Genomic DNA, 24,979 nt, shown 5'->3' with positions numbered 1-24,979 from the left:
TGTGCCTCCCGCCGATCAGGGCGCCGCCGGTGCTGCGGCGGGCGGCGTCCAGCCTTTGCGGTATTTTTCGAACCAGGCGAGGATCGCGGCGGCCTTGGCGGCGGATTGCGACGGCCGCGCGGCGATGCCGCCGTGGCTTGCGCCGGGCACCTTGATCAGCGCGCTGGGCACCCCGCGCAGGCGGAGTGCGGTATAATATTGCTCGGCCTCGCTGGCCGGGGTGCGATAATCCTCGCTGCCGACGATGACGAGCGTTGGTGTCCTGACATTGCCGACGAGCGAGAGCGGCGATTGTTTCCAGAAGATTTCGGGCTTTTCCCACGGCATCGCGCCGAGCCAGTAGCGCGCGAACAGGCCGGGGCCGTCGGCGGTCAGCGCCTGCGTCGTCCAGTTGATCACCGGCTTTTGCGCGACCGCCGCCTTGAAGCGGTCGGTCTTGCCGACGATCCAGCTGGTCAGCACGCCGCCGCCCGAGCCGCCGGTCACGAACAGCGCATCGGGGTCGGCGATGCCGAGCGCGACGGCGCGGTCGACGATGCTCATCAGGTCGAAATAGTCGTTGCCCGGATAGGCCTTGTCGATCTCGTTCGCGAAGGCCGCGCCATAGCTCGTCGAGCCGCGCGGATTGGCCGAGAGGACGGCATAGCCCGCGGCGGCATAAAGCTGATCGTCGGTGGAGAAATGCGGACCATAAGCCGAAAAGGGGCCGCCGTGAATTTCGAGGATCAGCGGGACGCGCTGTCCCTCGACATAGGCGGGCGGAAGGGTGAGCCAGCCCTCGATCGTCTTGCCGTCATGGCTCGACGGGACGCTGATCTTGCGGACTTCTCCGAGCGCCTTCACCTCGCGGAGCGAACGGTTGAGGTCGGTCAACATGCGGGGAGAGCCGCCGGCGCGGGTCAGCTGGACCTCGGCAGGCCGCGTGGCGGTTCCCCCGGTGAAGGCGATCGTCCCGTTGTTCGACACCGAGAAGCTGCCGCCGGTATAGGGTCGGTCGAGGCCGCCCCCCGAAAGCCCCGTGGCGACGTCGCGGACCGATCCGTCGAGGCCGATGCGCGCGACCTTGGTTTCGCCATGATCGTCATATTGGGCGTAAATGCCGCGGCTGCCGGCGTCCCAGAGGATCGCGTCGGCGCTGAAATCCCAGGCGCCGGTCAGGCTGCGCTTCCCACTGCCGTCGCGGTTCATCACATAGACCTGATTATTCTCATAGGCGCGCAGCTTGTCGTCGAAGCCGGTATAGGCGATCAGCCGGCCGTCGGGCGAAACGATCGGGCTACCGTCGGGGCCGTTGCGGTCGGTCAGCGCGGCGATTGCCCCGCTGGCGATATCGAGCGCATAGACTTCGCCATCGACCGGGTCGGTTTCCCAGCCGGGATTGCGGTTCGCGCCGAAATAGATCGTGCGCCCGTCGCGCGACCAGCTGACCGGGCCGGTGTCGTGATACGGGCCGAAGCTCAGCTGCCGCGGCGCGCCGCCGGTCGAGGGCACGACGAAAATCTTTTCGAATCCGGGTTCGAGATAGCCCTCTCCATCGGCGCGATAGGTGAGGAGCTGGTGGATTTCGAGCGGTTCCGCCCATTTCGCCCCCTCGGGCTTGTTCCCCGGTGCATGGCCGAGCCGCGGGCCTTCGTCCTTGACCAGCATCGTATAGGCGATCGAGCGGCCGTCGGGCGACCAGCTGAGGCTGGAGGGGCTGGTCGGGAGGCTGGTCAGGCGGACGGCCTCGCCGCCGTTCATCCAGCGCACCCAAAGCTGCGCGCTGCCGCCCGCGGTCGAAATATAGGCGAGGCGCTTGCCGTCGGCCGACCAGCGGGGCGAGAAGGCGGAGCCCTGATCGGCCGCGACCGGAATATCGTCCCCGGTCTGGGTGTCGATCAGCCAGATGGCGCCGACCGCCCGGTCGGACATGATATCGTTCGACCGGCGGACATAGGCGATATGGCGGCCATCGGGGCTGATCTGCGGATCGGCGGCGATGGAAAGGTCGAACAGATCCTCGCCGGTGAAGCGATGCTGCGCGGCGGTGCGCGCGCTTCCGGTCGCGGAATCGGCGGTGGCGGCTGACGGCGGAGCCTCCTGTCCGGCGCCAAGTTGCGGGTAAAGCAGGAACAGGCTTGCACCCAGAACCGTCGATTTGCGCATGAAGAGCCGCTCCCTTTGGTTTTTTGGATGAGGCCGGTCTGTAACTTTCGTCCAGCGTCGTCAATCACCTGCGCCCGTCGTTCGCCGCAGCCGACAGCAAAAGGCCGGCGGCATCGCTGCCGCCGGCCCCTGATTTTCGGTCGCCTTGGGTTCGGTCAGAAGAGCTTGGTAACCGTCGCGCTGCGGCGTTCCTGTTCGACTTCGCCAGTGTAGAGGCTCGCCATCGGTTCGTCGCTGACGACGTGGATTTCTTCCGCGCCGAAGCCGTTGAACTTGGTGCGCATCGCGCAGCCATAGGCGCCGAGCATCCCGATCTCGATGAAATCGCCCGCCTTGATGTCGCCCGGCAGGAAGAACGGCCCCGCCATATGGTCGAGGTCGTCGCACGTCGGGCCATAGAAGCTGAACGCCGTCATCTCGGCATCGCTCGCGGTTTCGCGAAGCAGCGTCACCGGAAAGCGCCAGCCGACATGCGCGGCATCGAACAGCGCGCCATAGGCGCCGTCGTTGATATAGAGCTCGTCGCCGCGGCGCTTTTCGACGCGCACAATCAGCGAACTGTACTCGGCCGACAGCGCGCGGCCCGGCTCGCACCAGAGCTCGGCCGAATAGCTGATCGGCAGGCTCTCGAAGCTGCGATGGATCGTCTCGAAATAGGCGCCGAGCGGCGGGGGCTCCATGCCCGGATAGGTCGAGGGAAAGCCGCCGCCGACGTCGATGATGTCGACCGTCACCGCCGCCGCGACGATCGCGGCGCGGACGCGCTCCATCGCCTGCGCATAGGCGTGCGGGGTCATTGCCTGGCTGCCGACGTGGAAGCAGATGCCGAGCGCGTCGGCGGCCTGACGGGTCGCCATGAGGAGTTCGGCGACCTCTTCGGGCTCGGCGCCGAACTTGGCGGCCAGGCTGAGCTTCGAATGGTCGGACGAGACGCGCAGGCGCACGAGCAGGTTGAGGTCGGCCGCGCCCTCGGTCGCGCGGACGATCTTTTCGAGCTCGTCCATCGTGTCGAGCGAGAAGGTGCGCACGCCATGCTTCCAATAGGCTTCGGAAATCGCTTCCTCGGCCTTCACCGGATGCATGAAGCAAAGCGTTGCCTGGGGCAGGGTGCGCGCGACGAGGCGCACCTCGGCGATCGAGGCGACGTCATAGTGGGTGACGCCCGAATCCCAGAGGATGCGCAGCAGGTCGGGCGACGGATTCGCCTTGACCGCGTACATGGTCGTGCCGGGAAATCGCTCGATGAAGAAACGCGCTGCGCGCGCCGCGGCGTGCGGACGGACAAGCGTGACAGGTTCGACCGGCGAAAGTGCCTGAATCAGCCCGTGGGCGCTATGATGCTGGTGCAACTCAAGGGACCCCCAAAAATAACGTTAAACACAAAGGCTGCCTTGCGGTTATTGGAAGTCCCCCTGGGGCAGCGGGGGCGATATATTGAGGGGGGTCCCCCCTGTAAAGACCCTATCGCGCAATTTTGTAACGCGGCGGCAACAGGCGCGCCGAACCGGGGCTGCGCTGCGCCGAAGGGGGGCAAGACAAGTGCACGGGCCCGCGCTAGACACGATGGACGCCCGCAGAAAGGACACGCCCGCTTATGGTTTCCCGTGCCGACGTGAATCACACCTTCACCGACGCCGAACTCGACGAGTTGCAGGCCTTCGGCACGGTCGAATCGCACCGCGCGGGCGACCTGATCGTCGAGGAGGGCGCGATGGCGCCCGACTGCATCGTCACCCTGTCGGGCCATACCGACATCTTTGCATCGACCGACGAGGGGCGGAAACGGGTCGGCTGGATGGAACGCGGGCAGTTTGCGGGCGACCTGTCGGTACTCACCGGGCAGCGCCATCTGTCGCGCGTGGAGATGGGGGCTGACGGCGCGATATTGCGGATCGCGAACGCCGACTTCCATCGCCTGATTGCGGGCAATTCGCACTATTCGGACATTTTCATTCGCGTGCTGTCGGCGCGGCGCGAATTCAGCAATCACCGCGGCTTCGCGGCCGTGATCGTCATCGGCGCGGCGATGGATCGCGGCGTCTATGCGGTGCGCGACCTGCTCGCCAAGCATGGCGTCGCGCATCGCTGGTTCGACCCGGCCGACGGTCCGGTCGCGGCACATCTGATGGCCGAGCGCGGCCTGACGGACGAACAATTGCCTGCGGTGATCCTCGGCGCCGCCGACGTGCTGATCCAGCCGACCCCCGAGCAATTGGCGCAGGGTCTGGGGCTCGACCTGCTTCCCGACGGGGCGACCGCCGACGTGATCGTCGTCGGCAGCGGCCCCGGCGGTCTGGCTGCGGCGGTTTACGCCGCGTCCGAAGGGCTAACGGTGATCGCGATCGATTCGCTCGCGCCGGGCGGGCAGGCGGGCACCTCATCGAAGATCGAGAACTACCTTGGGTTCCCGACCGGCATTTCGGGCAACGAGCTCGCCCGGCGCGCCACGGTGCAGGCGCAGAAATTCGGCGCGCGGCTCGTCGCGCCGGTGCGCGCGAGCGCTCTCGACCGCGATGGCGACGCCTATTGCCTCAGCCTCGCCGACGGACGGCGGTTGCGTTCGCGCGCGGTCGTCATCGCGTCGGGTGCGCAATATCAGCGGCTGCCGATCGACGGCATCGAAGCCTATGAGGGGCGCGGCATCTTCTATGGCGCGACGCCGATGGAGGCGCAGCTCTGCAGCGATGCCGAGGTGACGGTCGTCGGCGCGGGCAATTCGGCGGGGCAGGGCGCGATCTATCTAGCGAGCGTGGCGAAGAAGGTCCGCGTGGTGTTCCGCCGCGCAAGCCTGCGCGACACCATGTCCGAATATCTGGTCAAGCGGCTGGAGGAGCATCCGAATATCGAGATCATTCCCTCGACCGACGTCGTGGGGCTGCGCGGCGCGGAGCGGCTGGACGGCATCACCTATCGCTGCCGTGAAACCGGTGCCGAGGGGCATTGCGATTGCGGTTTCCTGTTTCTTTTCCTCGGCGCGAGCCCCAACACCCGCTGGCTGCCGCGCGAAATGGTGTGCGATGAGCGCGGGTTCGTGAAGACCGGCGCCGACATCGCGCCGCTCGAACTGGTCAAGGCGGGCTGGTCGCTCGACCGGATGCCGAGCCGGTTTGAGACGAGCTGGCCGCGCATCTATGCCGTCGGCGACGTCCGCAAGGGATCGGTGAAGCGCGTCGCCTCATCGGTCGGCGAGGGATCGGTGGTGGTCAGCGACATCCACCAGGCGCTGGCGGAGATCGGTGCCGACGTCAGCTGAGGCGCGTCTTGAAATCCTCATAGCCGAAATCGCGGACCAGCTGGAGCTCGTCGGTTTCGCTGTCCCACAGCCAGATCGAGGGCAAGGGGACGCCGTTGAAGGTGTTCGTCTTCACCATCGAATAATGTGCCTGATCGAGGAAGGCGAAGCGCTGGCCGATGCGCGCGCCGCCGGGCAGGCGATAGTCGCCGATCACGTCGCCCGCGAGGCACGAGGGGCCGCCGAGGCGCGTGGGCATGCCTTCCGTTCCTTCATCCAGCATGGCCGGCCTGTACGGCGCCTCGATCACGTCGGGCATGTGACAGGTCGCCGAAATGTCGGTGATGCCCACGGCCATGCCGTTGTCGAACAGGTCGAGCACCTCGCCGACGAGGATGCCGGCATCGAGCGCCACTGCTTCGCCCGGCTCGATCATCACGTCGCAGTCGGTTGCGGCGCGCACCTGCTTCAGGAAGGCGATGAGGTCGTCCACCTGATAATCGGCGCGGGTGACGTGATGGCCGCCGCCGAAGTTGATCCATTTGAGCTGCCCGAAAAAGGGGCGTAGCATCGGCTGCACCGCGGCCCAGGTGCGTTGAAGCGGCGGGAAATCCTGTTCGCACAGGCTGTGCATATGCACGCCGTCGACGCCTTCCATATGTTCGGGAAGCAGTTGCGTGACCGGGAAGCCGAGGCGGCTGCACGGCGCGGCGGGGTCGTACTTCGGGGTCTCGCCCTCGCTGTGCATCGGGTTGATGCGGAGGCCCACGTCGAAGCGCTCGCCCTTCGCGCGCAATTCGTCGAGGAGCGGACGGAAGCGCGCGATCTGGCCGGGTGAGTTGAAGATCAGATGGTCCGACAGCGCGGCTATTTCGGGCAGGTCGGCTTCCTTGTAGCCCGCGCAATAGGTCGCGACCTCGCCGCCATAGGCCTCGCGGCCGAGCTTCGCCTCATAGAGGCCCGAAGCGCAGACGCCGTCGAGATAGTCCGCCACGGTCGGGCCGAGAGACCACATCGAGAAGGCCTTGAGCGCCGCGAGCACGCGCGCGCCCGACGCATCGCCGATACGGCGCAGGACCGACAGGTTCGCGCGGACCTTCGCGGCATCGACGACGAAGGCGGGCGAGGGGACGCGGGTCAGGTCGAAACGGGCAAAGGCTCCGGGGTCGCCGGCACGGGTTTCCATGTCGTTGTATCCTATGCGACCGTGATCGGTCCTTTGAAGATGAAGAACGCCCCCGCCGCAATCAGAGCAAAGCCGACGAGATGGTTCACGGTCAGCTTCTCGCCGAGCCAGAAGACCGCGAACCCCGCGAATATGACCAGCGTGATGACTTCCTGCAAGGTCTTGAGTTCGGCGGCGCTGTAAACGCCATAACCGATGCGGTTCGCGGGAACCGCCAGGCAATATTCGAAAAAGGCGATGCCCCACGCCATCAGGATCGCGAGCCACGTCGGACGCGAAAGATCGCCCAGATGCCCGTACCAGGCGAAGGTCATGAAGATGTTCGAGAGGCAGAGCAGGGCGATGGGGGCGAGATAGGCGGTCATGGGAAACCTCTTGGTATTCGAGAGAGTGAGGTTGTACCAAACCACTCCGTGCCCCTGCGAAGGCAGGGGCCTATCTCCTGCCATAGTCCATTCATCCTCGCCGGTTGAAGACGGAAAGTCGGATGATGGGCCCCTGCCTTCGCAGGGGCACGGAAGCTGATCTAGAAGTCCAGTGGGCCTTCCAGTTCCTTCACCTGCCACGGCAGGCCCTGCTTGTTCAGCATGTCCATGAACGGGTCGGGGTCCATCTGCTCCATGTTGAACACGCCCTTGCCGCTCCACGTGCCGGTCACCATCATCGCCGCGCCGATCATCGCGGGGACGCCGGTGGTGTAGCTCACCGCCTGATTGCCCGTTTCTGCATAAGCCTCTTCATGGTCGCAGATATTGTAGAGGTAGAGCGTCTTTTCCTTGCCATCCTTGCCAAGCCCGGTGGCGATGACGCCGATGTTGGTCTTGCCCTTCGTCGTTTCGCCGAGGCTCGACGGTTCGGGAAGCACGGCTTTCAGGAATTGCAGCGGGATGATCTCCTTGCCTTCATAGATCACCGGATCGATCCGCGTCATGCCGACATTCTGGAGGACGGTCAGATGCTGGATATAGGCGTCGCCGAAGGTCATCCAGAAGCGGATGCGCCGGATCTCGGGCAGGTGGGTCTTCAGACTTTCGATCTCCTCATGATACATGAGGTACATATTCTTCGGCCCGACCGCCTCGAAGTCGAAGCTTTGCTTCACCGACATCGGCGGGGTTTCGACCCAGTCGCCATTTTCCCAGTGGCGCGCGACTGCGGTCACTTCGCGGATGTTGATCTCGGGATTGAAGTTGGTCGCGAAATGCTGGCCGTGGTCACCGCCGTTGCAGTCGAGGATGTCGAGCGTGTCGATACGGTCGAAATGATGCTTGCGAAGCCAGGTGGTGAAGACGCTCGTTACGCCGGGATCGAAGCCCGAACCGAGCAGCGCCATGAGACCCGCTTCCTTGAAGCGGTCCTGATAGGCCCATTGCCAGTGATATTCGAACTTCGCCTCGTCGCGCGGCTCGTAGTTGGCGGTGTCGAGATAATGTGCGCCGGTCGACAGGCACGCCTCCATGATCGTCAGATCCTGATAGGGCAGGGCGAGGTTCACGACGTGCGTCGCGCCGATCTGCCGGATCAGCGCCGCGGTCGCGTCGATATGGTCGGCATCGACTTCGGCGGTCTGGATCGTCACGCCGGTGCGTGCCTTCACCGACTCGGCGATCGCGTCGCACTTGAACTTGCGGCGGCTGGCCAGCGTGATGTCGGGAAAGATGTCCGCGTTCATCGCCATCTTGTGCACCGCGACCGAACCGACGCCGCCTGCGCCGATCACCAATACCTTGCTCATCGTGAAAATTCTCCTGCGCCTGACTATGCGGCTTGTCTTGTATGCCGCGGCCTATAGGACGAAGCGATGACACAGCAAAGCCCCCAGACCCTGCTCGACCCGGACCGCGCGCCAACGCTCGCAGGGGTCGAACGCGCGGCGGCGAAAGTCGCTGCGTTGCTCCCGCAAACCCCGCTGCTGCCGCTCGAGGTCGAGGGCCGGACGATATGGTGCAAGGCCGAGTGCCTGCAGCCCGTCGGTGCGTTCAAGATCCGCGGCGCGTGGCACCGGCTGACCGACCTGACCCCCGAGCAGGCGAATGAAGGCGTCGTCGGCGTGTCGAGCGGCAACCATGCGCAGGGCGTCGCCTGGGCAGCGAAGCGGCTGGGGATCAGGGCGACGATCGTGATGCCGGGCAACGCGCCGGTGATGAAGCTCGCGGCGACGCGCGCGCTTGGGGCGGAGGTCGTGCTCTACGACCGCGTCACCGAATCGCGCGATGCGGTCGCGGCAAAGCTGCTCGACGAACGCGGCGGGACGCTCGTCCATGCCTATGGCGATCCGTGGATCATCGAGGGGCAGGGCAGCGCCGGGATCGAGGCGCGCGCGCAGATGGTGGCGCGCGGCATCGGGGAACCCGATCAGGTGATCGCCTGTTGCGGCGGCGGCGGTTTGTCCGCGGGATTGGCGCTCGCTTGCCCGGACGCACGGATCGTTGCGGTCGAGCCCGAAGGATGGGACGATGTGACGCGCAGCTTGGCGGCAGGCGAAATCCTGTCGGTCGAGGATCTCGCCTATCCGACCGAGTGCGACGCGCTGCAGACGCCGCAGACCTGGCCGATCAATTTCGCGGTGTTGCAGGCGCGCGGCGTGCGCGGCATCGTCGTGACACGGAGCGAGGTGCGGCATGCGATGCGCATCGCGTTCGAGAAGCTGCATCTGGTCGTCGAACCCGGCGGGGCGGCGGCGCTCGCGGCGGTGCTGGCGGGGAAGATAGAATTGACCGGCGCGACGCTGGTCACGCTGTCGGGCGGCAATGTCGATCCGCTGAAGTTCGCCGAGATCATCACCGAATAGGAAACTTATCGGCGGCCATGCGTTGGGATGGGATAAGGAGAAGCAAGATGCGAACGAGCATGATCCTGGCCGGCGCCGCGGCGTTGGCGATATTGTCAGGCTGCGAAAAGGCCGAGGCGCCGGCGCCGGCGCAGAATACGACCACCACCGAAGTTCCCGACGAAACGGTGCCGCCCGACGAAACGGCGGACGCCGGCGGCGATGCGGCCGCCGATCCCGCCACCGCGCCGCATCGCTTTGCGAGCTGGGCGGGCAAATGGACCGGCGTTGAGGGCATGTACGTTACCATCACCCCCACCGCACCCGAGAAATACAAGCTGGAGATGCAGTCGGACCTCGACACCAAGGGGACCTATGAGGGCTGGGACAGCGAGCATGGCATCAAGTTCAAGCGCGGCGGCGAGGAATTGTCGCTGCACCGCGGCAACGGCGAGGACACGGGGCTCAAATATCTTGTCGGCAAAAAGGAATGCCTGATCGTCAAGGAAGGCGAGGGCTACTGTCGGGATTGATAACCCACGGATTAGGTCCGTCATTGCGAGGAGCGAAGCGACGCGGCAATCCAGAGCTTGCGTAAACCGCTCTGGATTGCTTCGCTTTGCTCGCAATGACGAATCGCGAGGACCAGACAAGCCGGATCGTTGAAGTGGGGGACGAGGATCAACCCGCGCTGATCGAAACGCTGGCGCAAGCGTTCCAGTCCGATCCTGCGCTGTCGTGGATATTACCCGATCCGGATCACCGTGCCCGTGCCTTGCGAAGCCTGTTCCGGGTGCTGGTGCCCGCCGACAGACGCGCCGGGGTCGCATTGAGATCCGAAGAGGATGAGGCGGCATCGCTGTGGCGTGCGCCGGGACGGGCCCATAGCGGCATGCTGGAATTTTTGCGCACCGTCGCACCTTTGGTCGCAACCTTCGGCACCGCCTTGCCGCGCGGGCTGAAGGTGCAGGGCGGCATCGATGCGCATCGGCCCAGGGGACGCTTCTGGTATCTCCACTATGTCGGGGTACGCCCCGAGTATCAGGGCAAGGGGCACGGCGGGCGGATCATCCGCGCGCAGACGGCGATGGCGGATGGCGAGGGTCTGCCCTGCTGGCTGGAAACCGCGACCGCCGAGAATGTGCCGCTTTATCAGCGGCTGGGGTTCGTGACGGAGGTCGAATGGGACGTGCCCGGCGGCGGGCCGCATTTCTGGGGGATGATGCGGCCGGCGCGCTAGCTGCGCGGATATAAGGCTCTTGTGTCCCAGCGAAGGCGGGGACCCATCTCCGGCCGGTTCAAAATAGCACCGACCGGAGATGGGCTCCCGCCTTCGCGGGAGCACACGGTTTTATTCAAAAGAGTATCAGGCCCTAATCGTCGAACCCGACGAAGCGGACCGCTTCCGCGACGCCCTTGCGGTTCGATACCACCGCGTTGGCCGGAAACGTCTCGTCGGGCCAGCCCATCGCGACGCAGATCATGATGACCTGATCGTCGGGGATATGCGCCTGTTCGCGCACCACGGGGCTCTGCATGATCCCCTGGCTGTTGATCACGCAGCCGAGCCCGCGCGACCAGGCGGCATTGACCAGCGCATTGGTCACCGCGCCGCAATCGAAGGGCGCGATGTCGCTGCCGAGCAGGACGCGATCGTAGGTGACGACGATGCTGACCGGCGCGTCGAACTGACGAAAGCCGCGGAGTACCCAGTCCTGCCGTCCGTCCCTGTCGTCGCGCGCGATCCCCATCGCGCCGAACAATTGCTTCGCGACTTCGATCTGCCGCCCGCGATGCTCGTCGGGCACCACGTCGAAGCGGCGGAATTCGCGGCTGTCGGGCTTGCCGGCGAGGATGCCGTCGGTGTTGCCGCGGCGGATCGCGTCGAGCGGCGCGCCGGTGACGACCGAGAAATTCCAGCACTGGTTGTTGTAGGACGAGGGCGCGCGCATCGCGACCTCGATCACCTCGGCGATCAGCTCCTTCGGAACGGGCTTGTCGAGGAAACCGCGGATCGAGCGGCGGCCGAGAACGACCTCGTCGTAGCGCAAGACCCCGCTCACGCCGCTTTCTGGAGTTCGAGTTCGAGCCGGTCCCAGATCTCGACCAGCGCCTCGGTAAGGTCGCGCATCATCGCCTCGTCATGCGTCGGCCCCGGCGTGAAGCGCAGGCGTTCGGTGCCGCGCGGCACGGTCGGAAAATTGATCGGCTGCACATAGACGCCATATTCGGCGAGCAAGATGTCGCTGATCTTCTTCGCGCGCACCGGGTCGCCGACCATCAGCGGCACGATATGCGTCGTCGAATCCATCACCGGCAGACCGGCATCGCGAAAGCTCTGTTTCAGGTAAGCGGCGGCAGATTGCTGCGCCTCGCGCTCGACGCTCGATTCCTTGAGGTGGCGGACGCTCGCGAGCACGCCCGCGACGAGCACTGGCGAGAGGCTGGTCGTGAAGATGAAGCCCGGCGCGTAGGAGCGGATCACGTCGATGATGTTGCGGTCGGCGGCGATATAGCCGCCCATCACGCCGAATGCCTTGCCGAGCGTGCCCTCGATGATCGTCACGCGGTGCGCGGCTTCGTCGCGGTCGGTGATGCCGCCGCCGCGCGGCCCGTACATGCCGACGGCGTGGACTTCGTCGCAATAGGTGAGGGCGTTATATTTCTCGGCGAGGTCGCAGATCGCGTGGATCGGCGCGACGTCGCCGTCCATCGAATAGACGCTCTCGAACGCGATCAGTTTCGCGGCTTCCGGATCGTCGGCGGCAAGCAGCTCCTCGAGATGATCGAGATCGTTGTGGCGCCACACGCGCTTTTCGCAGCCCGAGTTGCGGATGCCCGCGATCATCGAGGCGTGGTTGAGCTCGTCCGAATAGATGATGCAGTTCGGCAGCAGCTTGCCGAGCGTGCCGAGCGTGGCTTCGTTCGAGATATAGCCCGAGGTGAAGAGCAGCGCGCCGTCCTTGCCGTGCAGGTCGGCAAGCTCGGCCTCAAGGTCGATATGATAATGGGTGTTGCCCGCGATGTTGCGCGTGCCGCCGGCGCCTGCGCCGACGTCGTGCAGCGCTTCCTCCATCGCCGCGACGACCTTGGGATGCTGGCCCATCGACAGATAGTCGTTCGAGCACCAGACCGTGATCGGCTTCGGCCCGTTGTGCCCCGCGAAGCAGCGCGCGTTCGGAAAGGCGCCCTTGTTGCGCAATATGTCGATGAAGACGCGATAGCGTCCCTCTTCGTGCAGCCGGTCGATCGCGCGCGCGAAAATATCGTTGTAGTTCACGTCTCAGCCCCGCATGTCAGGTGCCAGTCCAGGCTCTTCGGCCGCTCGCTTCGGCGGCTATTAACATGCGGGCCAATAACGCCGAATGAGGCTTTAGGCCAGTGCGAACGATTCGCAGCAGATAGGTCAAATTGTCTCAATGCGCCCGATGCCATAGGGCGCGAGCGCGGCGGGCGGGGGCGGGGGGCGGTCGTCGCTGCGCGTGAAGACCGCGATGCCGGGCGCGACCTCGGCGGGCCACGGCTGTCCTTCGGTCAGATGGGCGATACGCCGCGCGATCCCGGCGGCGCCATCGATCAGCCGGACATCGGCGCCCGCCGCGGCCTGCAATTCGTCTTGCAGCAGCGGGAAATGGGTGCAGGCGAGGACGATGACATCCATCGCATCGCCGCCCGGTTGATCGCGCAGCCCTGCAATGGCGCGTTCGGCTGCTTCGTCGGTATCGACCGGCCTGCCGTTGAGTTTCGCCTCGGCCGCGGCGACGAGGGCGGGGCTGCCATGGCGCAGCACGGTCTTGTCGCTCGCGAATTGGGCGCTGAGGTCGTCGACATAGGGCTGGCGCACCGTCGCCTCGGTGCCGAGGACGCCGATCACGCCGCTCTTCGTCAGCGCGGCGGCGGGCTTGATCGCAGGGACGGTGCCGACGATCGGCAGGTCGAGCGCGGCGCGGACATGCGTCAGGGCGATCGTCGAGGCGGTGTTGCACGCGATCACCGCAAGCCGCGGCTGATAGCGCTCGACGAGACGTCCGAGCAGCGCCGGAACGCGCGCGGCGAGTTCCTCATTGCTCTTTTCCCCATAGGGAAGGCCGGCATAATCGGCGGCATAGACGATCGGGGCGGTCGGCAGCAGCGCTCGGGTGGGGCCAAGGACGGTAAGGCCGCCTAGACCGCTGTCGAAGAAGAGAATAGGCGCGTCGGGAGCAGGGGAATGATCCATATCGGACGCGGCGATACGCCAATCGCGCGCCCGGCGGCAAGCGCGGCGTTGACCCGTGCCCCTGCTTGCCGCCAAAAGACGCGGCGAAGCGCCGCGAGCGAATCCGGCGGGTAGGGGACGCCAGCATGTTGATCGCGACACTCGCCCTGATGGGTTATCTTCTGGGCTCGATTCCGTTCGGCGTCATCCTGACCCGGATGTTCGGTGCAGGCGATCTGCGCCAGATCGGATCGGGCAATATCGGCGCGACCAACGTGCTGCGCACCGGGCGCAAGGAGCTGGCGGCGGCGACGCTGATCCTCGACGGCGCGAAGGGCGCGGTCGCGGTTCTGCTCGCGCGCCATTTCGTGCCCGAAGCCGGCGCCGACGGCGCGATGATCGCGGGTGCGGCGGCGATGATCGGGCATTGCTATCCGGTGTGGCTGAGGTTTCGCGGCGGCAAGGGGGTGGCGACGCTGCTCGGCCTGTCGCTCGCGCTCGCCTGGCCGATCGGAGTGATCTTCGCGGCTGTCTGGCTCGGCACGGCGCTGCTCTCGCGCATCTCGTCGCTCGGCGGCATGGCGGGCGCGGTGGCGGCGCCGATCGCCGCGGCAGCGCTCGGCCATCGCGCCTATGCGATCGGGCTCGCGGCGCTCGCGGTGATCGTGCTGTGGCGGCACCGCGAGAATATCGCGCGGCTGCGCGCGGGAACCGAGCCGCGCATCGGCGGCAAGAAGGGCGGGGCGGCGTGACGCATGCCGAGCGGATCGCGCGGCTGCGCCTGATCCGCACCCCGAATATCGGGCCAGTGAGCTGGCATCAGCTGATGCAGCGCTTCGGTTCGGGCGAGGCGGCGCTGGAGGCCTTGCCCGATCTTGCGGTTCGCGGCGGCGGCAAGTTGCGGCTCGCACCGGCCGAGGTCGCCGAGCGCGAGATCGCGCGGGTCGCGGCGCTCGGCGCGCGGCATGTCTTTTGCGACGACGGCGGCTATTCGCCGCTGCTCCGCGAAGTCGAAGCGGCGCCGCCGGTCCTGATCGTGCGCCGCGACACCGCGATGCTGGAGCGTCCGTGCGTCGCGATCGTCGGCGCGCGCAACGCCTCCGCGATCGCCTGCCGCTTCGCGCGCCAGCTCGCCGCCGATCTGGCGGCGCGCGGCGTCACGGTGGTCAGCGGGCTGGCGCGAGGGGTCGATACCGCGGCGCATGTCGGCGCGATGGGCGGGAACACGGTCGGGGTGATCGCGAGCGGGATCGACATCGCGTTCCCGCCGGAAAATGCGGCGTTGCAGGACAGGATCGGCACCGATCAGCTGCTGGTCGCCGAACAGCCGCCGGGAACCGAACCGCTCGCGCGGCATTTTCCGGCGCGCAACCGGATCATCGCCGGGATGGCGCATGGCACGGTGGTGATCGAGGCGGCGCCGAAATCGGGGTCGCTGATCACCGCGCGCCGTGCGGGCGATTACGGGCGCGAGGTGATGGCGGTGCCGGGCTCGCCGCTCGATCCGCGCGCGCAGGGTTGCAACCTGCTCATCCGCGAAGGCGCGACGCTGATCCAGACCGTCGACGATGTGCTCGAGGCGGTGGGGCCGATCGATGCCCGGATGGCGCGCGAGCCGCGTCAGGCTTTCGCCGCGCCGGCTGCAGCGGAACCGATGGGCGAGGGCGATCGCGCGGCCGTCGCGAATCTGCTCGGTCCGACGCCGGTGGCCATCGACGAGATTGTCCGTCAATCGGGACGCCCCGCCGCTGCGGTGCAGCTCGTGCTGCTGGAACTCGAACTCGCCGGGCGGCTCGAACGGCACGCCGGCGCGCGAATTTCGCTGCTGTGAGCGGGCGCACTGAGCGCCAAGTTTCGATAATATAACGATTCGTCGTGGTTCAGCCACCGTTCAGCGGCTGACCAACAGGTTGATGATATTGTATCTCATGCCGGGGAGACGAAGATGCGAAGCCGACTTTTGACGAGCGTGACGATGGTCGCCGTGCTCGCCGCCATACCCGCGCCGCTGCCCGTGACGATCGCCAGCGCGCGCACCATCGCCCCGCAGCAGGGTTTCTGCCGTAACGCCGATCCGCTGCCGCGCCTCGATCCCGAGCCGGCGCCGCGCCAGGAGCAGGCGAACCGCGGCTATGGGAGCGATGACGACCGGGCCGAGACGGCCGAGCTGATGGAACCGGCTCCGCCACCGCCGCCACCACCTCCTCCCCCTCCTCCACCGCCGTCTCCCATTGCGGAAGCCGTAGAGGTTACGGGCTCACGTGCGTCGGGAGATATCGCCCCGCCCGCCGCGGCGAGCGCTCCATCGTCTTCCGAGAGCATCGCCGCCGGGTCGTCGGCTGATTACAAGAGCCGCGCGCCGATCGTTCCGCCGCGTCCCTGGCCGCAGCCGCAACCGCAGTCGGGACTCCTGACCGCAGGCGAGCATGACGATCTGCTCAATCCCGAACTCTATGCGGCCTACGTCAACCGCCGCGGCGATCTGGGGCAGCAGATTCGCGACTTGCCGCGCGTCGACACGATGCGCGTCGTGACGGTGAAGGTGAACGACCGCAGCGGCCAGCCGATCCCCTTCGCCGACGTCGTGGTGACGTGCAGCGACGGCAACAGCATCACCATGGCGACGCAGGCCGACGGCAGCGCGGTGTTCTTCCCCGGCCTCGACCGGCTGAGCGAGCGGATCACCGTGTCGGCGAAGAAGGCGGGGAGCGTCATCGCCGCCGCGCGGCCCGTGCTGGTCGCCGATGCGCCGGGCGGTCAGACCATCGGGTTGACCGCGAACCAGGCGGCGGTCAAGGCGACCAAGCTCGACCTGATGCTCGTCGTCGACACGACGGGCAGCATGGGCGACGAAATCCGCTATCTCCAGTCCGAATTGCGCTCGATCATTTCGTCGATCACGGCAAAGCACCGCGATCTCGACATTCGCGTCGGCTTCGTCTTCTACCGCGATCTCGGCGACGATTATGTCACGCGCACCATTGCCTTCGATCGCGACATCGGCCGCGCGCAGGGCGTGCTCGCGCAGCAATATGCGACCGGCGGCGGCGACTATCCCGAGGCGATGGATCAGGCAATGATCCGCGCGGTCGGGCAGGACTGGCGCCCCGATGCGGTGAAGTCGCTGCTGCTCGTCGCCGACGCGCCGCCGCACGATGACCTGTTCGGACGAACGTGGCAGGCGGCCGAGGCAGCGCGCGCCAAGCGCATCCATATCACCCCGGTCGCCGCCTCGGGCGTCGCCGACGAGGCCGAATATGCGATGCGCGCGATGGCGGCGGCCACCCAGTCGCGCTATCTGTTCCTGACCGACGACAGCGGCGTCGGCAATCCGCACGCGCCGCCGGCAATCGACTGCTACCTCGTCACGCGCCTCGACGCGCTCGTCCGCCGCGTGATCGACAGCCAGATCAGCGGCCGCCGGATCGAACCCGACGATAAGGAGGTCATTCGCAGCGTCGGCAAATATGACGCGGGCAAATGCATCCTGCCGGCCGATTTCAAATGGCGGACTAACTGACGCCCTGACGTCAAATATTGACACGCTCCCGCATCTGCCCGATGCGGGGGCCGTGGGTTGCTTCGATTAACCTCTCTCTTCGGTCGGATGGGTCGGCTGGCGGGGCGAGGGGTCGGAGGAAAGACCCATGAAAAAATTGCTGTCGGCCGCCGCCGCGCTGGCGTTGCTGACCCAGCCCGCCATCAGCTTCGCCAAGGACCAGGAGCCGGTCAAGATTTCGGGACCGGCCAATGCGAAGGGCGTCGCCACCGTCGCGGTCGGCGCGTTCAACGTCGGCTTCATCTTCGAATCGGTGGACCAGACCGCCGCGACCGGCGGCCTGATGGGCGCCTTCGGCGGTACGACCAAGGCGAAGAGCGAACTGGTCGGCGTGACGCCCGAAATGATGCAGGCGATCACCGATGCCGCCTATGCCGACTTCGTGTCGCAACTCACCGCAGGCGGCTACACGGTGCAGCCCGCCGCCGAGCTGTTCGGCCATGCGGCGCTTGCGAAAACCAAATCGCAGGAGGTGCCGCTCGACATCAACATCGCGCTGGAGAAAGGCAGCAAGGGCAAGGCGACCTATTTCAAGCCGACCGCGCTCCCTTCGCTGTTGATGGTGCCCGGCGATTTCCTCGGTTCGGGGATGAGCAGCATGGGAATCAACATGTCGGCGGGGCAGGCGAGCATGGCGCTCAATACTTATGCGCGCGAAAGCGGGGTCGGGGTGGTCGATGTCGTCTATCTGATCGACTTTTCGCAGCAGAAGCGCCCCGGCGCGTTCAGCTTCGGCGGGTTGCAGGTGAACAGCGCGTTGTCGGTCAGCGCCGACTATTCGCGCATCACGCTGATCGCGCCGAGCGGCAAGCAGGCGGTGATCACCGTCAAGGCGCCCGTCGCGGTCGAGGGCGAGTTCATCGAAAAGAGCGACGCTTCGAGCGGCACCGACAAGGCACTGCAGTCGGGCGCCAATGTCGCGGGCGGCGTCGCGGCGGTGATGGGATTCGGCGGCCTCCGCTTCGGCAAGACGCGCAAGTTCGCGTTCACCGCCAAGCCCGGCAATTATGAGGAGGGCGCTGCTAAGGCCGCCAGCCTCGCGAGCGAGGTGCTCATTGGCCGGCTGAGCGCGCTCCGTTGACCCCGGCGCGGGCGCTCCCTAAATCCGCTTGACGGAGGGCCGGAGCGCCCGCCACCCTCGCGCGTACATGTGTGAGAGTTTTCGGGGATCGAATTTTCAATGCAATTGGTGATAGTGGAATCGCCCGCCAAGGCGAAGACGATCGAGAAATATCTCGGCCGCGATTTCAAGGTGCTGGCAAGCTATGGCCATGTTCGCGACTTGCCGCCCAAGGACGGCTCGGTCGACCCGGACGACGGCTTTGCGATGCAGTGGCAGCTTTATCCCGACAAGGCGAAGCGGCTGAAGGATATTCAGGACGCGGCGAAGCAGGCCGACCGCCTGATCCTCGCGACCGACCCCGATCGCGAGGGCGAGGCGATCAGCTGGCATGTGCAGGAATTGCTGCGCAGCAAAAAGGCGCTGCCGCAGAGCGTCGACCGCGTGACCTTCAACGCGATCACCAAACAGGCGGTGACCGACGCGATGGCGCATCCGCGCGCACTCGACGACGATCTGATCGACGCCTATCGCGCACGCCGCGCGCTCGACTATCTCGTTGGTTTTACGCTGTCGCCGGTGCTTTGGCGCAAGCTGCCCGGTGCGAAATCGGCGGGCCGCGTGCAGTCGGTTGCGCTGCGGCTGGTGGTCGAGCGCGAGCGCGAGATCGAGGCGTTCGTCACGCAGCAATATTGGTCGGTGACCGGCCTGTTCGAGATGGGCGGGACGCCGTTCAGGGCGCGGCTCGCGCGCTGGCGCGGCGACAAGATCGAGCGGCTGTCGATCACGACCGAGGCCGACGCGCGCGCCGCCGAAGCCGATGTGAAGGCGGGGCATTTCACCGTCGATACGGTCGAGACCAAGCCGCTGACCCGCAACCCGCCGCCGCCCTTCACGACCTCGACCCTGCAGCAGGAGGCGGCGCGCAAGCTCGGCTTTTCGGCCAGCCACACGATGCGGGTCGCGCAGGATCTCTACGAGGACGGCGCGATCACCTACATGCGTACCGACGGCGTCCAGATGGACGGCAGCGCGATCAGCGCCGCGCGCCGGGCGATCGCCGACCGTTATGACGGCGGCTATGTCCCCGACCAGCCGCGGCAATATCAGACCAAGGCGAAGAATGCGCAGGAAGCGCACGAGGCGATCCGCCCCACCGATTTCGGCAAGGACAAGGTCGGCGGCGGCGACCATGCGCGGCTCTATGAGCTGATCTGGAAGCGCGCGCTCGCGAGCCAGATGGCGTCGGCACGGCTCGAACGCACGAGCGTCGATTTGAGCGACGGCACCGGCAAGACGATGCTGCGCGCGACGGGCCAAGTGGTGAAATTCCCCGGCTTCCTCGCGCTCTACGATGAAAGCCGCGACGACAGCAGCGATGACGAGGATGCGCGCCTGCTGCCCGCGATGAACAAGGGTGACGCGCCCGCGAAGACCGGAGTCGAGGTCGAAAGCCACGAGACCCAGCCGCCGCCGCGCTATTCGGAGGCGAGCCTCGTCAAGAAGATGGAGGAGCTCGGCATCGGGCGTCCCTCGACCTATGCCTCGATTCTGCAGGTGCTGAAGGACCGCGCCTATGTGCGAATCGAGAAGAACCGCTTCATTCCCGAGGAGAGCGGGCGGCTGCTGACGGCGTTCCTCGAACGCTTTTTCGAGCGCTATGTCGGCTATGATTTCACGGCAGGGCTCGAAGAGGAGCTCGACGACGTGTCGGGCGGCCGCGCGCAGTGGCAGGCGGTGCTCGAACGCTTCTGGCAGGACTTCAAGCCGCGCACCGGCGAGGTGATGGAGCAGAAGCCGTCGGAGATCACCGCGGCGCTCGACGAATTTCTCGGCCCCTATCTCTTCCCCGACAAGGGCGATGGCAGCGATCCGCGTCTCTGCCCCAATTGCGGCACCGGGCGGCTCGCGCTGCGCGGCGGCAAGTTCGGGCCGTTCATCGCCTGCAGCAACTATCCCGACTGCAAGTTCACGCGGAAATTCGCGCAGCCGAGCGGCCCCGACAATGGCGATGGCGGCCCCGAGGCCATGGGCACCGACCCCGAAAGCGGGCTGGAGGTGTCGAAGCGCAGCGGGCGTTTCGGGCCCTACATCCAGCTTGGCGAGGGCAAGGAGGCGAAACGTTCTTCGATCCCGAAGGACATCCCCGCCGAGGATTTCGACCTCGACTATGCGCTGCGGCTGCTGAGCCTGCCGCGCGAGGTGGGCACGCATCCCGAAAGCGGCAAGCCGATCGTCGCGGGGCTGGGGCGCTATGGCCCCTATCTGCTCCATGACGGCAAATATGCGAAGCTGACGGGCACGGCGGAAATCTTCGACATCGGCATGAATGCCGCGGTTGCGCGCATCGCCGATGCGGCAAACGGCGGCGGACGCGGTGCGCGGGCAAAGGCCGAACCTCTCAAGACCTTTGGCGCGCATCCGACCAGCGGCGGCGAGATGAAGCTGATGGCCGGGCGCTTCGGGCCTTATGTGACCGATGGGACCACCAACGCCACCTTGCCCAAGACGATCGAGCCGGGGGCGTTGACCGAAGAGGAAGCGATCACGCTGATCGATGCCCGCGCGGCCAAGGGGCCTGCGAAGGGCAAGAAGAAAGCGCCCGCGAAAAAGGCAGCGGCGAAGAAGCCCGCTGCGAAGAAGGCGCCGGCCAAGAAGAAGGCGGCGGACTGACAACTCCCGTCATTGCGAGCGAAGCGCAGCAATCCAGCGCGGTTTACGCCATCTCTGGATTGCCGCGCGGCTTCGCCGCTCGCAATGACGAGGGCAAGGCAGAAACAGGATCGTTGTTTTCTCGTGACATGGTAGCATCGGTGCTTCGAGAGGATATTCGATGCGCTGCTTGCTTGCCCTGTCGCTTGCCCTGCTTTCGGTCCCCGCCGCGGCGCAGCAGGCCGGAACGCTCGTTTCCGCCGACCCGGTCGTCGAAACTCCGCCGGGCACCCAGGCGTGGCGGGTCCGCTACTGGACGTCGAATCAGGATGGCCAGCGGCAGGAAGTAACGGGCATGGTGGTCGCGCCGCGCGAGGCCGTCCCCGCCGCGCCGCGCCGCGTCATCGCCTGGGCGCATGGCACCTCGGGCGTAGCCGGGAAATGTGCACCGTCGAACAATCCCGATTTCTTTACCGCGAACCCGATGGTCGAGGCGATGGCGCGGCGCGGCTATGTCGTTGCGGCGCCCGATTATCCGGGGCTCGGCAGCGCGATGCCGCATCCCTATCTGGTCGGCAACGACACGGCCTTTTCGGTCCTCGATGCGGTGCGCTCGGCGCGCGCGATTCCCGGCGCGGCGGCGGGCACCAGATTCGTAGTCTGGGGTGAATCACAGGGCGGCCACGCCGCGCTATGGACGGCGATTTCGGCGCGCAGCTACGCGCCCGATCTGACGCTGATCGGCACCGCTGCCGCCGTGCCGCCGACCGACCTCGGCGCCAATATGCGGCAGGCGAGCGATGCGAATGCCCGCGCCCTGCTTCTCGCCTTCACGCTGCACAGCTGGTCTGGCCGCTTCGGCTATTCGCTCAATGGCTTCACCAACAAGACCACGCAGGGCGTCATTCACCGTCTCGCCGAAAACAATTGCATCGAACTCAATAACAAGCCGAAACTCGGAACGATCCTGGGCATCCTTTCGGTGCGGCAGGCGGTCAGGAAGAAGGACGTGACGCGGATGGAGCCCTTCGCTGCGGCGATGCGCGCGAACAGCGTCGACCCGGCGCGCGTTCCGGGGCCGCTGCTGATCTCGCAGGGAACGAAGGACACGCTGGTCGCACCGGCGGTAACGCGGACCTTCGCAAAGGCGGTGTGCAAGCGCCGTACTCCGGTGCGCTGGATCGAAATTCCGGGTGGCAGCCATATCGACGGCGCCCGCGGCCCGCGGACCGACGAGACGCTCGACTGGATCGATGCTCGCTTCGCCGGGCAGACGCCGCCCGACGATTGCCGGCGGATTTAGCCCGCGCAGGGCGGGTCGGCAGGGCGGAAGCTGTGCTGGCTTACGTTGTCGTGGCGCACGAGGCGGATTTTCGATCCTGCGTGGCAGGGCGTGCCGCTCGGCAGCACGACCACGGCTTCCTGCGCTTCGCCGAGGCGCACCGTCGCGCGCGGTTTGCCGTTCGCGGTGTCGATGCGCTCGACCTCGCCGCTCACGAGGTGATCCTTGTTTTCGCGCGCGATGAGATTGCGCTCGGTAAGAACGACCAGCACCGCGGCGATCGCGAGCCCGGCCTTCCAATATTTGAGGACGCCGCGGATGCGGTCGGCGGGGGTATTGAACGGATCGTGCGCCATCTTGCTTCCCTCAATCGACCCAGTCGAGGCCCATGTCGCGATAGACGCCGCGGTCCTCGTCCCAGTTTTCCTTGACCTTCACGTGCAGGAATAGATGGACCTTCCGGCCCATCAACTCGGCCAATTCGGCCCGCGCCTTCGCGCCGATTTCCTTGATCCGGCTGCCGCCCTTGCCGAGCACGATCGCGCGCTGGTTGTCGCGCGCGACATAGATTTGCTGGTGAATCTCGGCGCTGCCGTCGGGGCGCGTCTTGAACAGCTCGGTCTCGACGGTCGATTGATAGGGGAGCTCCTCGTGGAGCTGGCGGTAAAGCTGCTCGCGGGTGATTTCGGCGGCGAGCATACGTTCGGGCGCGTCGCTGACCTCGTCCTCGGGGAAGTGCCACGGTCCCTCCGGCATCAATGCCGCGAGATGCGCCTTGAGTTCGGGCACGCCGTCGCCGCTGCTCGCCGCGATGAAGAAGGTTTCGTCGAACGCGAGCCGCGAATTCAATTCGGTCGCGATGGTGAGCAGCTTGTCCTTCTTCGTCAGGTCGACCTTGTTGAGGACGAGATATTTCTTCTCGGGCCGGTTCGCGACGCCCTCCAGAACGCGCTCGACGCGGCCCGTCAGCTTGGCGGCGGCATCGACCATGACGAGGATCGCCTCGGCCTCCTCGAGGCTGCCCCAGGCGGCGGCGACCATCGCGCGGTCGAGCCGGCGCGTGGGCGCGAAGATGCCCGGCGTGTCGATCAGGACGATCTGCGCGTGGCCTTCCATCGCGACGCCCATCAGCCGGGTGCGCGTCGTCTGTGCCTTGGGGCTGACGATCGCGACCTTCTGGCCGACGAGCGCGTTGACGAGGGTCGATTTGCCGGCGTTCGGCGCGCCGACGACGGCCACGAAACCGCAGCGCTGGGTCATTTCTTTTCTTCCTGTGTCACGATGTCGAGCAGCGCCGTGGCGGCCGCTTTCTCGGCTGCCTGCTTCGACGCGCCTTCGCCCTCGGCCTCGGCGAGCTTGCCGATCGCGACCGCGACGCGGAAGCGCGGGGCATGGTCGGGGCCTTCGCGGCGGACGAGGCGATATTCGGGGGGCTTGCGCTTGCGGGCGAGCGCCCATTCCTGGAGCGCGGCCTTCGGGTGCTTCGGCGCCGCGACCTGACCCTCGATCATGTCGCCCCATCTGGCGACGATGAACGCGCGCGCCGCCTCCTCGCCAAGGTCGAGCCACAGCGCGCCGATCAGCGCCTCGAGCACGTCGGCGGCGATATTGTCGCTATACCGCCCGCCGTCGCCGATCGCCTGGCTGCCGAAATGGACATGCGCGTTGAGGTCGAGCGCCTGCGCGATCCGCGCGCAGGTCTCGCCCGAGGCGAGCGCATGGAGCCGCGACGACAGCTCGCCCTCGGCCGCCTTTGGGAAGCGGCGGAAGAGTTCCGACGCGATGACGAGGCCGAGCACCCGGTCGCCGAGAAATTCGAGCCGCTGATAGTCGCCAGCCCCGCTGCTGCCGTGGGTCAGCGCCTCGTGATAGAGGCCAAGGTCGCGGGGGTCGGCGCCGGTGATCGCCGCGATCGTCGCCGCGGAGACGCGTTCGCTCAAAAGCCTTCCCCGATGCGGCTCCAGCGTGCCGCGGTGAACCAGCTGATCGGGTTGAACCAGCTCGCCGATCCGTCGGTCGAGAACATGCCGACGAGGGCGTGGCCGACGAGGTTCTTTTCGGGAACCAGCCCGATGCCGCCATTTTCCTCTGCCGGGAAGCGGCTGTCGGCGCTGCGGTCGCGGTTGTCGCCCATCAGGAACAAATGGCCTTCGGGGACGGTGATCGGCGAGGTGTTGTCCTGCGGGATCGTCGTGATGTCGAGGATCGCATAGCTCTTGCCGCTCGGCAGCGTTTCGCGGAACTGCTTGTAGCGGCACTGGCGCTCGCCCGCCGCACTCACTTCCTCGAACTGCGGGGCGTAGCAGGGAAGGGTGCCGGTCTGCCGCGAGGCGTCGATCATGTTCTGCGTCACCGGGATGACGAAATCGGCCATCGGCTCGCGCTTCAGCGGTTTGCCGTTCAGCCAGACGATGCCGTCCTTCAGCTGGATCGTGTCGCCGGGAAGGCCGATCACGCGCTTGATATAGTCATTGTCGTTGACCGGCGGCGCCTTGAACACGACGACGTCGCCGCGCTCGGGCGTGCGTGCGAAAATGCGGCCCGGGATCAGCGGCACGCTGAACGGCAGGCTGTATTTCGAATAGCCATAGGCCATCTTGTTCACGAGCAGATAGTCGCCGATCAGCAGCCGCGGCTGCATCGATTCCGACGGAATATTGAAAGGCGACAGGAAAAAGCTGCGGAAAATCAACACCGCGACCGCGAGCAATGCGAGAAAACGGATCGTATCGACCGCCTCTTCCTTCGCCGATACGGGGGTCGGTTCGGGCTTGACCGGACGGGGATCGTCGGCGGGGGCGTTTTCGGCGGTAATGCTGGCGTTGGTCATCTCCGCGCATTGGCGACGAATAGGTCTGCACGTCAAGCGAATATCGGCGGATGGCGCTGGCGCGA

General features: G+C 66.3%; 22 protein-coding genes. 10 read left to right on the top strand and 12 right to left on the bottom strand.

Annotated elements, in window-relative coordinates; all coding sequences use genetic code 11:
- Positions 1-15: 15 nt before the first annotated feature.
- A complete protein-coding gene (locus tag ACE3SL_RS00580) occupies positions 16-2,145 on the bottom strand; it encodes a prolyl oligopeptidase family serine peptidase (protein WP_374523818.1) in 2,130 nt (709 codons plus the stop codon).
- Between the two features lie 155 nt (positions 2,146-2,300).
- Entirely contained in the window at positions 2,301-3,494 is a 1,194-nt protein-coding gene (locus tag ACE3SL_RS00575) for a type III PLP-dependent enzyme (protein WP_374523817.1), read from the bottom strand.
- A 245-nt stretch (positions 3,495-3,739) separates the two neighbouring features.
- Here ACE3SL_RS00575 and ACE3SL_RS00570 point away from each other — a divergent pair, with 245 nt between their 5' ends.
- Positions 3,740-5,398 carry an FAD-dependent oxidoreductase gene (locus ACE3SL_RS00570; protein WP_374523816.1) on the top strand — a complete coding sequence of 553 codons (1,659 nt, stop codon included), beginning with the start codon at positions 3,740-3,742 and terminating at the stop codon, positions 5,396-5,398.
- On the opposite strand, the gene ACE3SL_RS00565 is transcribed toward ACE3SL_RS00570, so the two are convergent.
- The 3 genes from ACE3SL_RS00565 to ACE3SL_RS00555 form a co-directional block, all read right to left on the bottom strand.
- Complete coding sequence (locus tag ACE3SL_RS00565) at positions 5,391-6,563, bottom strand: carboxynorspermidine decarboxylase (protein ID WP_374523815.1); 1,173 nt, start codon at positions 6,561-6,563, stop codon at positions 5,391-5,393. The genes ACE3SL_RS00570 and ACE3SL_RS00565 overlap by 8 nt on opposite strands.
- Before the next feature lie 11 nt (positions 6,564-6,574).
- Positions 6,575-6,928: a DMT family protein gene (locus ACE3SL_RS00560; RefSeq protein WP_374523814.1), complete on the bottom strand. Its 354-nt coding sequence runs from the start codon at positions 6,926-6,928 to the stop codon at positions 6,575-6,577.
- 161 nt (positions 6,929-7,089) lie between these two features.
- Positions 7,090-8,298, bottom strand: coding sequence for a saccharopine dehydrogenase family protein (locus ACE3SL_RS00555; protein WP_374523813.1), 1,209 nt, complete (start codon positions 8,296-8,298; stop codon positions 7,090-7,092).
- 66 nt (positions 8,299-8,364) lie between these two features.
- Between ACE3SL_RS00555 and ACE3SL_RS00550 the strand changes: the two genes are divergently transcribed.
- The 3 genes from ACE3SL_RS00550 (at position 8,365) to ACE3SL_RS00540 (ending at position 10,573) form a co-directional block, all read left to right on the top strand.
- The gene (locus tag ACE3SL_RS00550) at positions 8,365-9,354 is read left to right on the top strand and encodes a threonine/serine dehydratase (protein WP_374523812.1); all 990 of its coding nucleotides are present in this window, start codon (positions 8,365-8,367) and stop codon (positions 9,352-9,354) included.
- Positions 9,355-9,401: 47 nt separating this feature from the next.
- Complete coding sequence (locus ACE3SL_RS00545) at positions 9,402-9,866, top strand: hypothetical protein (protein WP_374523811.1); 465 nt, start codon at positions 9,402-9,404, stop codon at positions 9,864-9,866.
- Positions 9,867-9,961: 95 nt separating this feature from the next.
- Complete coding sequence (locus ACE3SL_RS00540) at positions 9,962-10,573, top strand: GNAT family N-acetyltransferase (protein WP_374523810.1); 612 nt, start codon at positions 9,962-9,964, stop codon at positions 10,571-10,573.
- Between the two features lie 133 nt (positions 10,574-10,706).
- Here ACE3SL_RS00540 and ACE3SL_RS00535 read toward each other — a convergent pair whose 3' ends face one another.
- The 3 genes from ACE3SL_RS00535 to murI all read right to left on the bottom strand — a co-directional run bounded on the left by ACE3SL_RS00535 (position 10,707) and on the right by murI (position 13,552).
- Complete coding sequence (locus ACE3SL_RS00535; protein ID WP_374523809.1) at positions 10,707-11,396, bottom strand: nitroreductase; 690 nt, start codon at positions 11,394-11,396, stop codon at positions 10,707-10,709.
- Positions 11,393-12,613, bottom strand: a complete 1,221-nt coding sequence (hemA, locus tag ACE3SL_RS00530; protein WP_374523808.1) for a 5-aminolevulinate synthase — start codon at positions 12,611-12,613, stop codon at positions 11,393-11,395. The genes ACE3SL_RS00535 and hemA overlap by 4 nt, the downstream gene beginning before the upstream one ends.
- A gap of 126 nt (positions 12,614-12,739) precedes the next feature.
- On the bottom strand, positions 12,740-13,552 hold the full coding sequence (murI, locus tag ACE3SL_RS00525) for a glutamate racemase (protein ID WP_374523807.1): 813 nt from the start codon (positions 13,550-13,552) through the stop codon (positions 12,740-12,742).
- Between the two features lie 125 nt (positions 13,553-13,677).
- On the opposite strand from murI, the gene plsY reads away from it, so the two are divergent.
- The 6 genes from plsY (at position 13,678) to ACE3SL_RS00495 (ending at position 22,105) form a co-directional block, all read left to right on the top strand.
- Positions 13,678-14,283, top strand: a complete 606-nt coding sequence (plsY, locus tag ACE3SL_RS00520; RefSeq protein WP_374523806.1) for a glycerol-3-phosphate 1-O-acyltransferase PlsY — start codon at positions 13,678-13,680, stop codon at positions 14,281-14,283.
- Positions 14,280-15,362 (top strand): DNA-processing protein DprA, encoded by a 1,083-nt coding sequence (gene dprA / locus ACE3SL_RS00515; protein ID WP_374523805.1) that lies wholly within the window; start codon positions 14,280-14,282, stop codon positions 15,360-15,362. Before plsY ends, dprA begins: the two co-directional genes overlap by 4 nt.
- A 114-nt stretch (positions 15,363-15,476) precedes the next feature.
- A complete protein-coding gene (locus ACE3SL_RS00510; RefSeq protein ID WP_374523804.1) occupies positions 15,477-17,051 on the top strand; it encodes a VWA domain-containing protein in 1,575 nt (524 codons plus the stop codon).
- A gap of 127 nt (positions 17,052-17,178) precedes the next feature.
- Positions 17,179-18,171, top strand: coding sequence for a hypothetical protein (locus tag ACE3SL_RS00505; protein WP_374523803.1), 993 nt, complete (start codon positions 17,179-17,181; stop codon positions 18,169-18,171).
- 99 nt (positions 18,172-18,270) lie between these two features.
- Positions 18,271-20,823, top strand: a complete 2,553-nt coding sequence (gene topA / locus ACE3SL_RS00500) for a type I DNA topoisomerase (protein ID WP_374523802.1) — start codon at positions 18,271-18,273, stop codon at positions 20,821-20,823.
- A gap of 160 nt (positions 20,824-20,983) precedes the next feature.
- Positions 20,984-22,105, top strand: coding sequence for an alpha/beta fold hydrolase (locus ACE3SL_RS00495; RefSeq protein ID WP_374523801.1), 1,122 nt, complete (start codon positions 20,984-20,986; stop codon positions 22,103-22,105).
- Here ACE3SL_RS00495 and ACE3SL_RS00490 read toward each other — a convergent pair.
- Genes ACE3SL_RS00490 through lepB form a run of 4 tightly spaced genes read right to left on the bottom strand, consistent with a single transcriptional unit; the run spans position 22,102 to position 24,914 of the window.
- On the bottom strand, positions 22,102-22,440 hold the full coding sequence (locus ACE3SL_RS00490) for a hypothetical protein (protein ID WP_374523800.1): 339 nt from the start codon (positions 22,438-22,440) through the stop codon (positions 22,102-22,104). The two genes, ACE3SL_RS00495 and ACE3SL_RS00490, sit on opposite strands and share 4 nt — an antisense overlap.
- 10 nt (positions 22,441-22,450) lie before the next feature.
- Positions 22,451-23,344, bottom strand: a complete 894-nt coding sequence (gene era, locus ACE3SL_RS00485) for a GTPase Era (RefSeq protein ID WP_374523799.1) — start codon at positions 23,342-23,344, stop codon at positions 22,451-22,453.
- Positions 23,341-24,024, bottom strand: coding sequence for a ribonuclease III (gene rnc / locus ACE3SL_RS00480; protein ID WP_374523798.1), 684 nt, complete (start codon positions 24,022-24,024; stop codon positions 23,341-23,343). Before rnc ends, era begins: the two co-directional genes overlap by 4 nt.
- The gene (gene lepB, locus ACE3SL_RS00475; protein WP_374523797.1) at positions 24,021-24,914 is read right to left on the bottom strand and encodes a signal peptidase I; all 894 of its coding nucleotides are present in this window, start codon (positions 24,912-24,914) and stop codon (positions 24,021-24,023) included. The genes rnc and lepB overlap by 4 nt, the downstream gene beginning before the upstream one ends.
- Between the last annotated feature and the right edge of the window lie 65 nt (positions 24,915-24,979).

This window comes from Sphingopyxis sp., from assembly GCF_041916015.1.
In the GTDB taxonomy this organism is placed as follows: domain Bacteria; phylum Pseudomonadota; class Alphaproteobacteria; order Sphingomonadales; family Sphingomonadaceae; genus Sphingopyxis.
The sequence above is the reverse complement of the archived record's forward strand: the minus strand, read 5'-3'. Positions and strand labels throughout refer to the sequence as shown.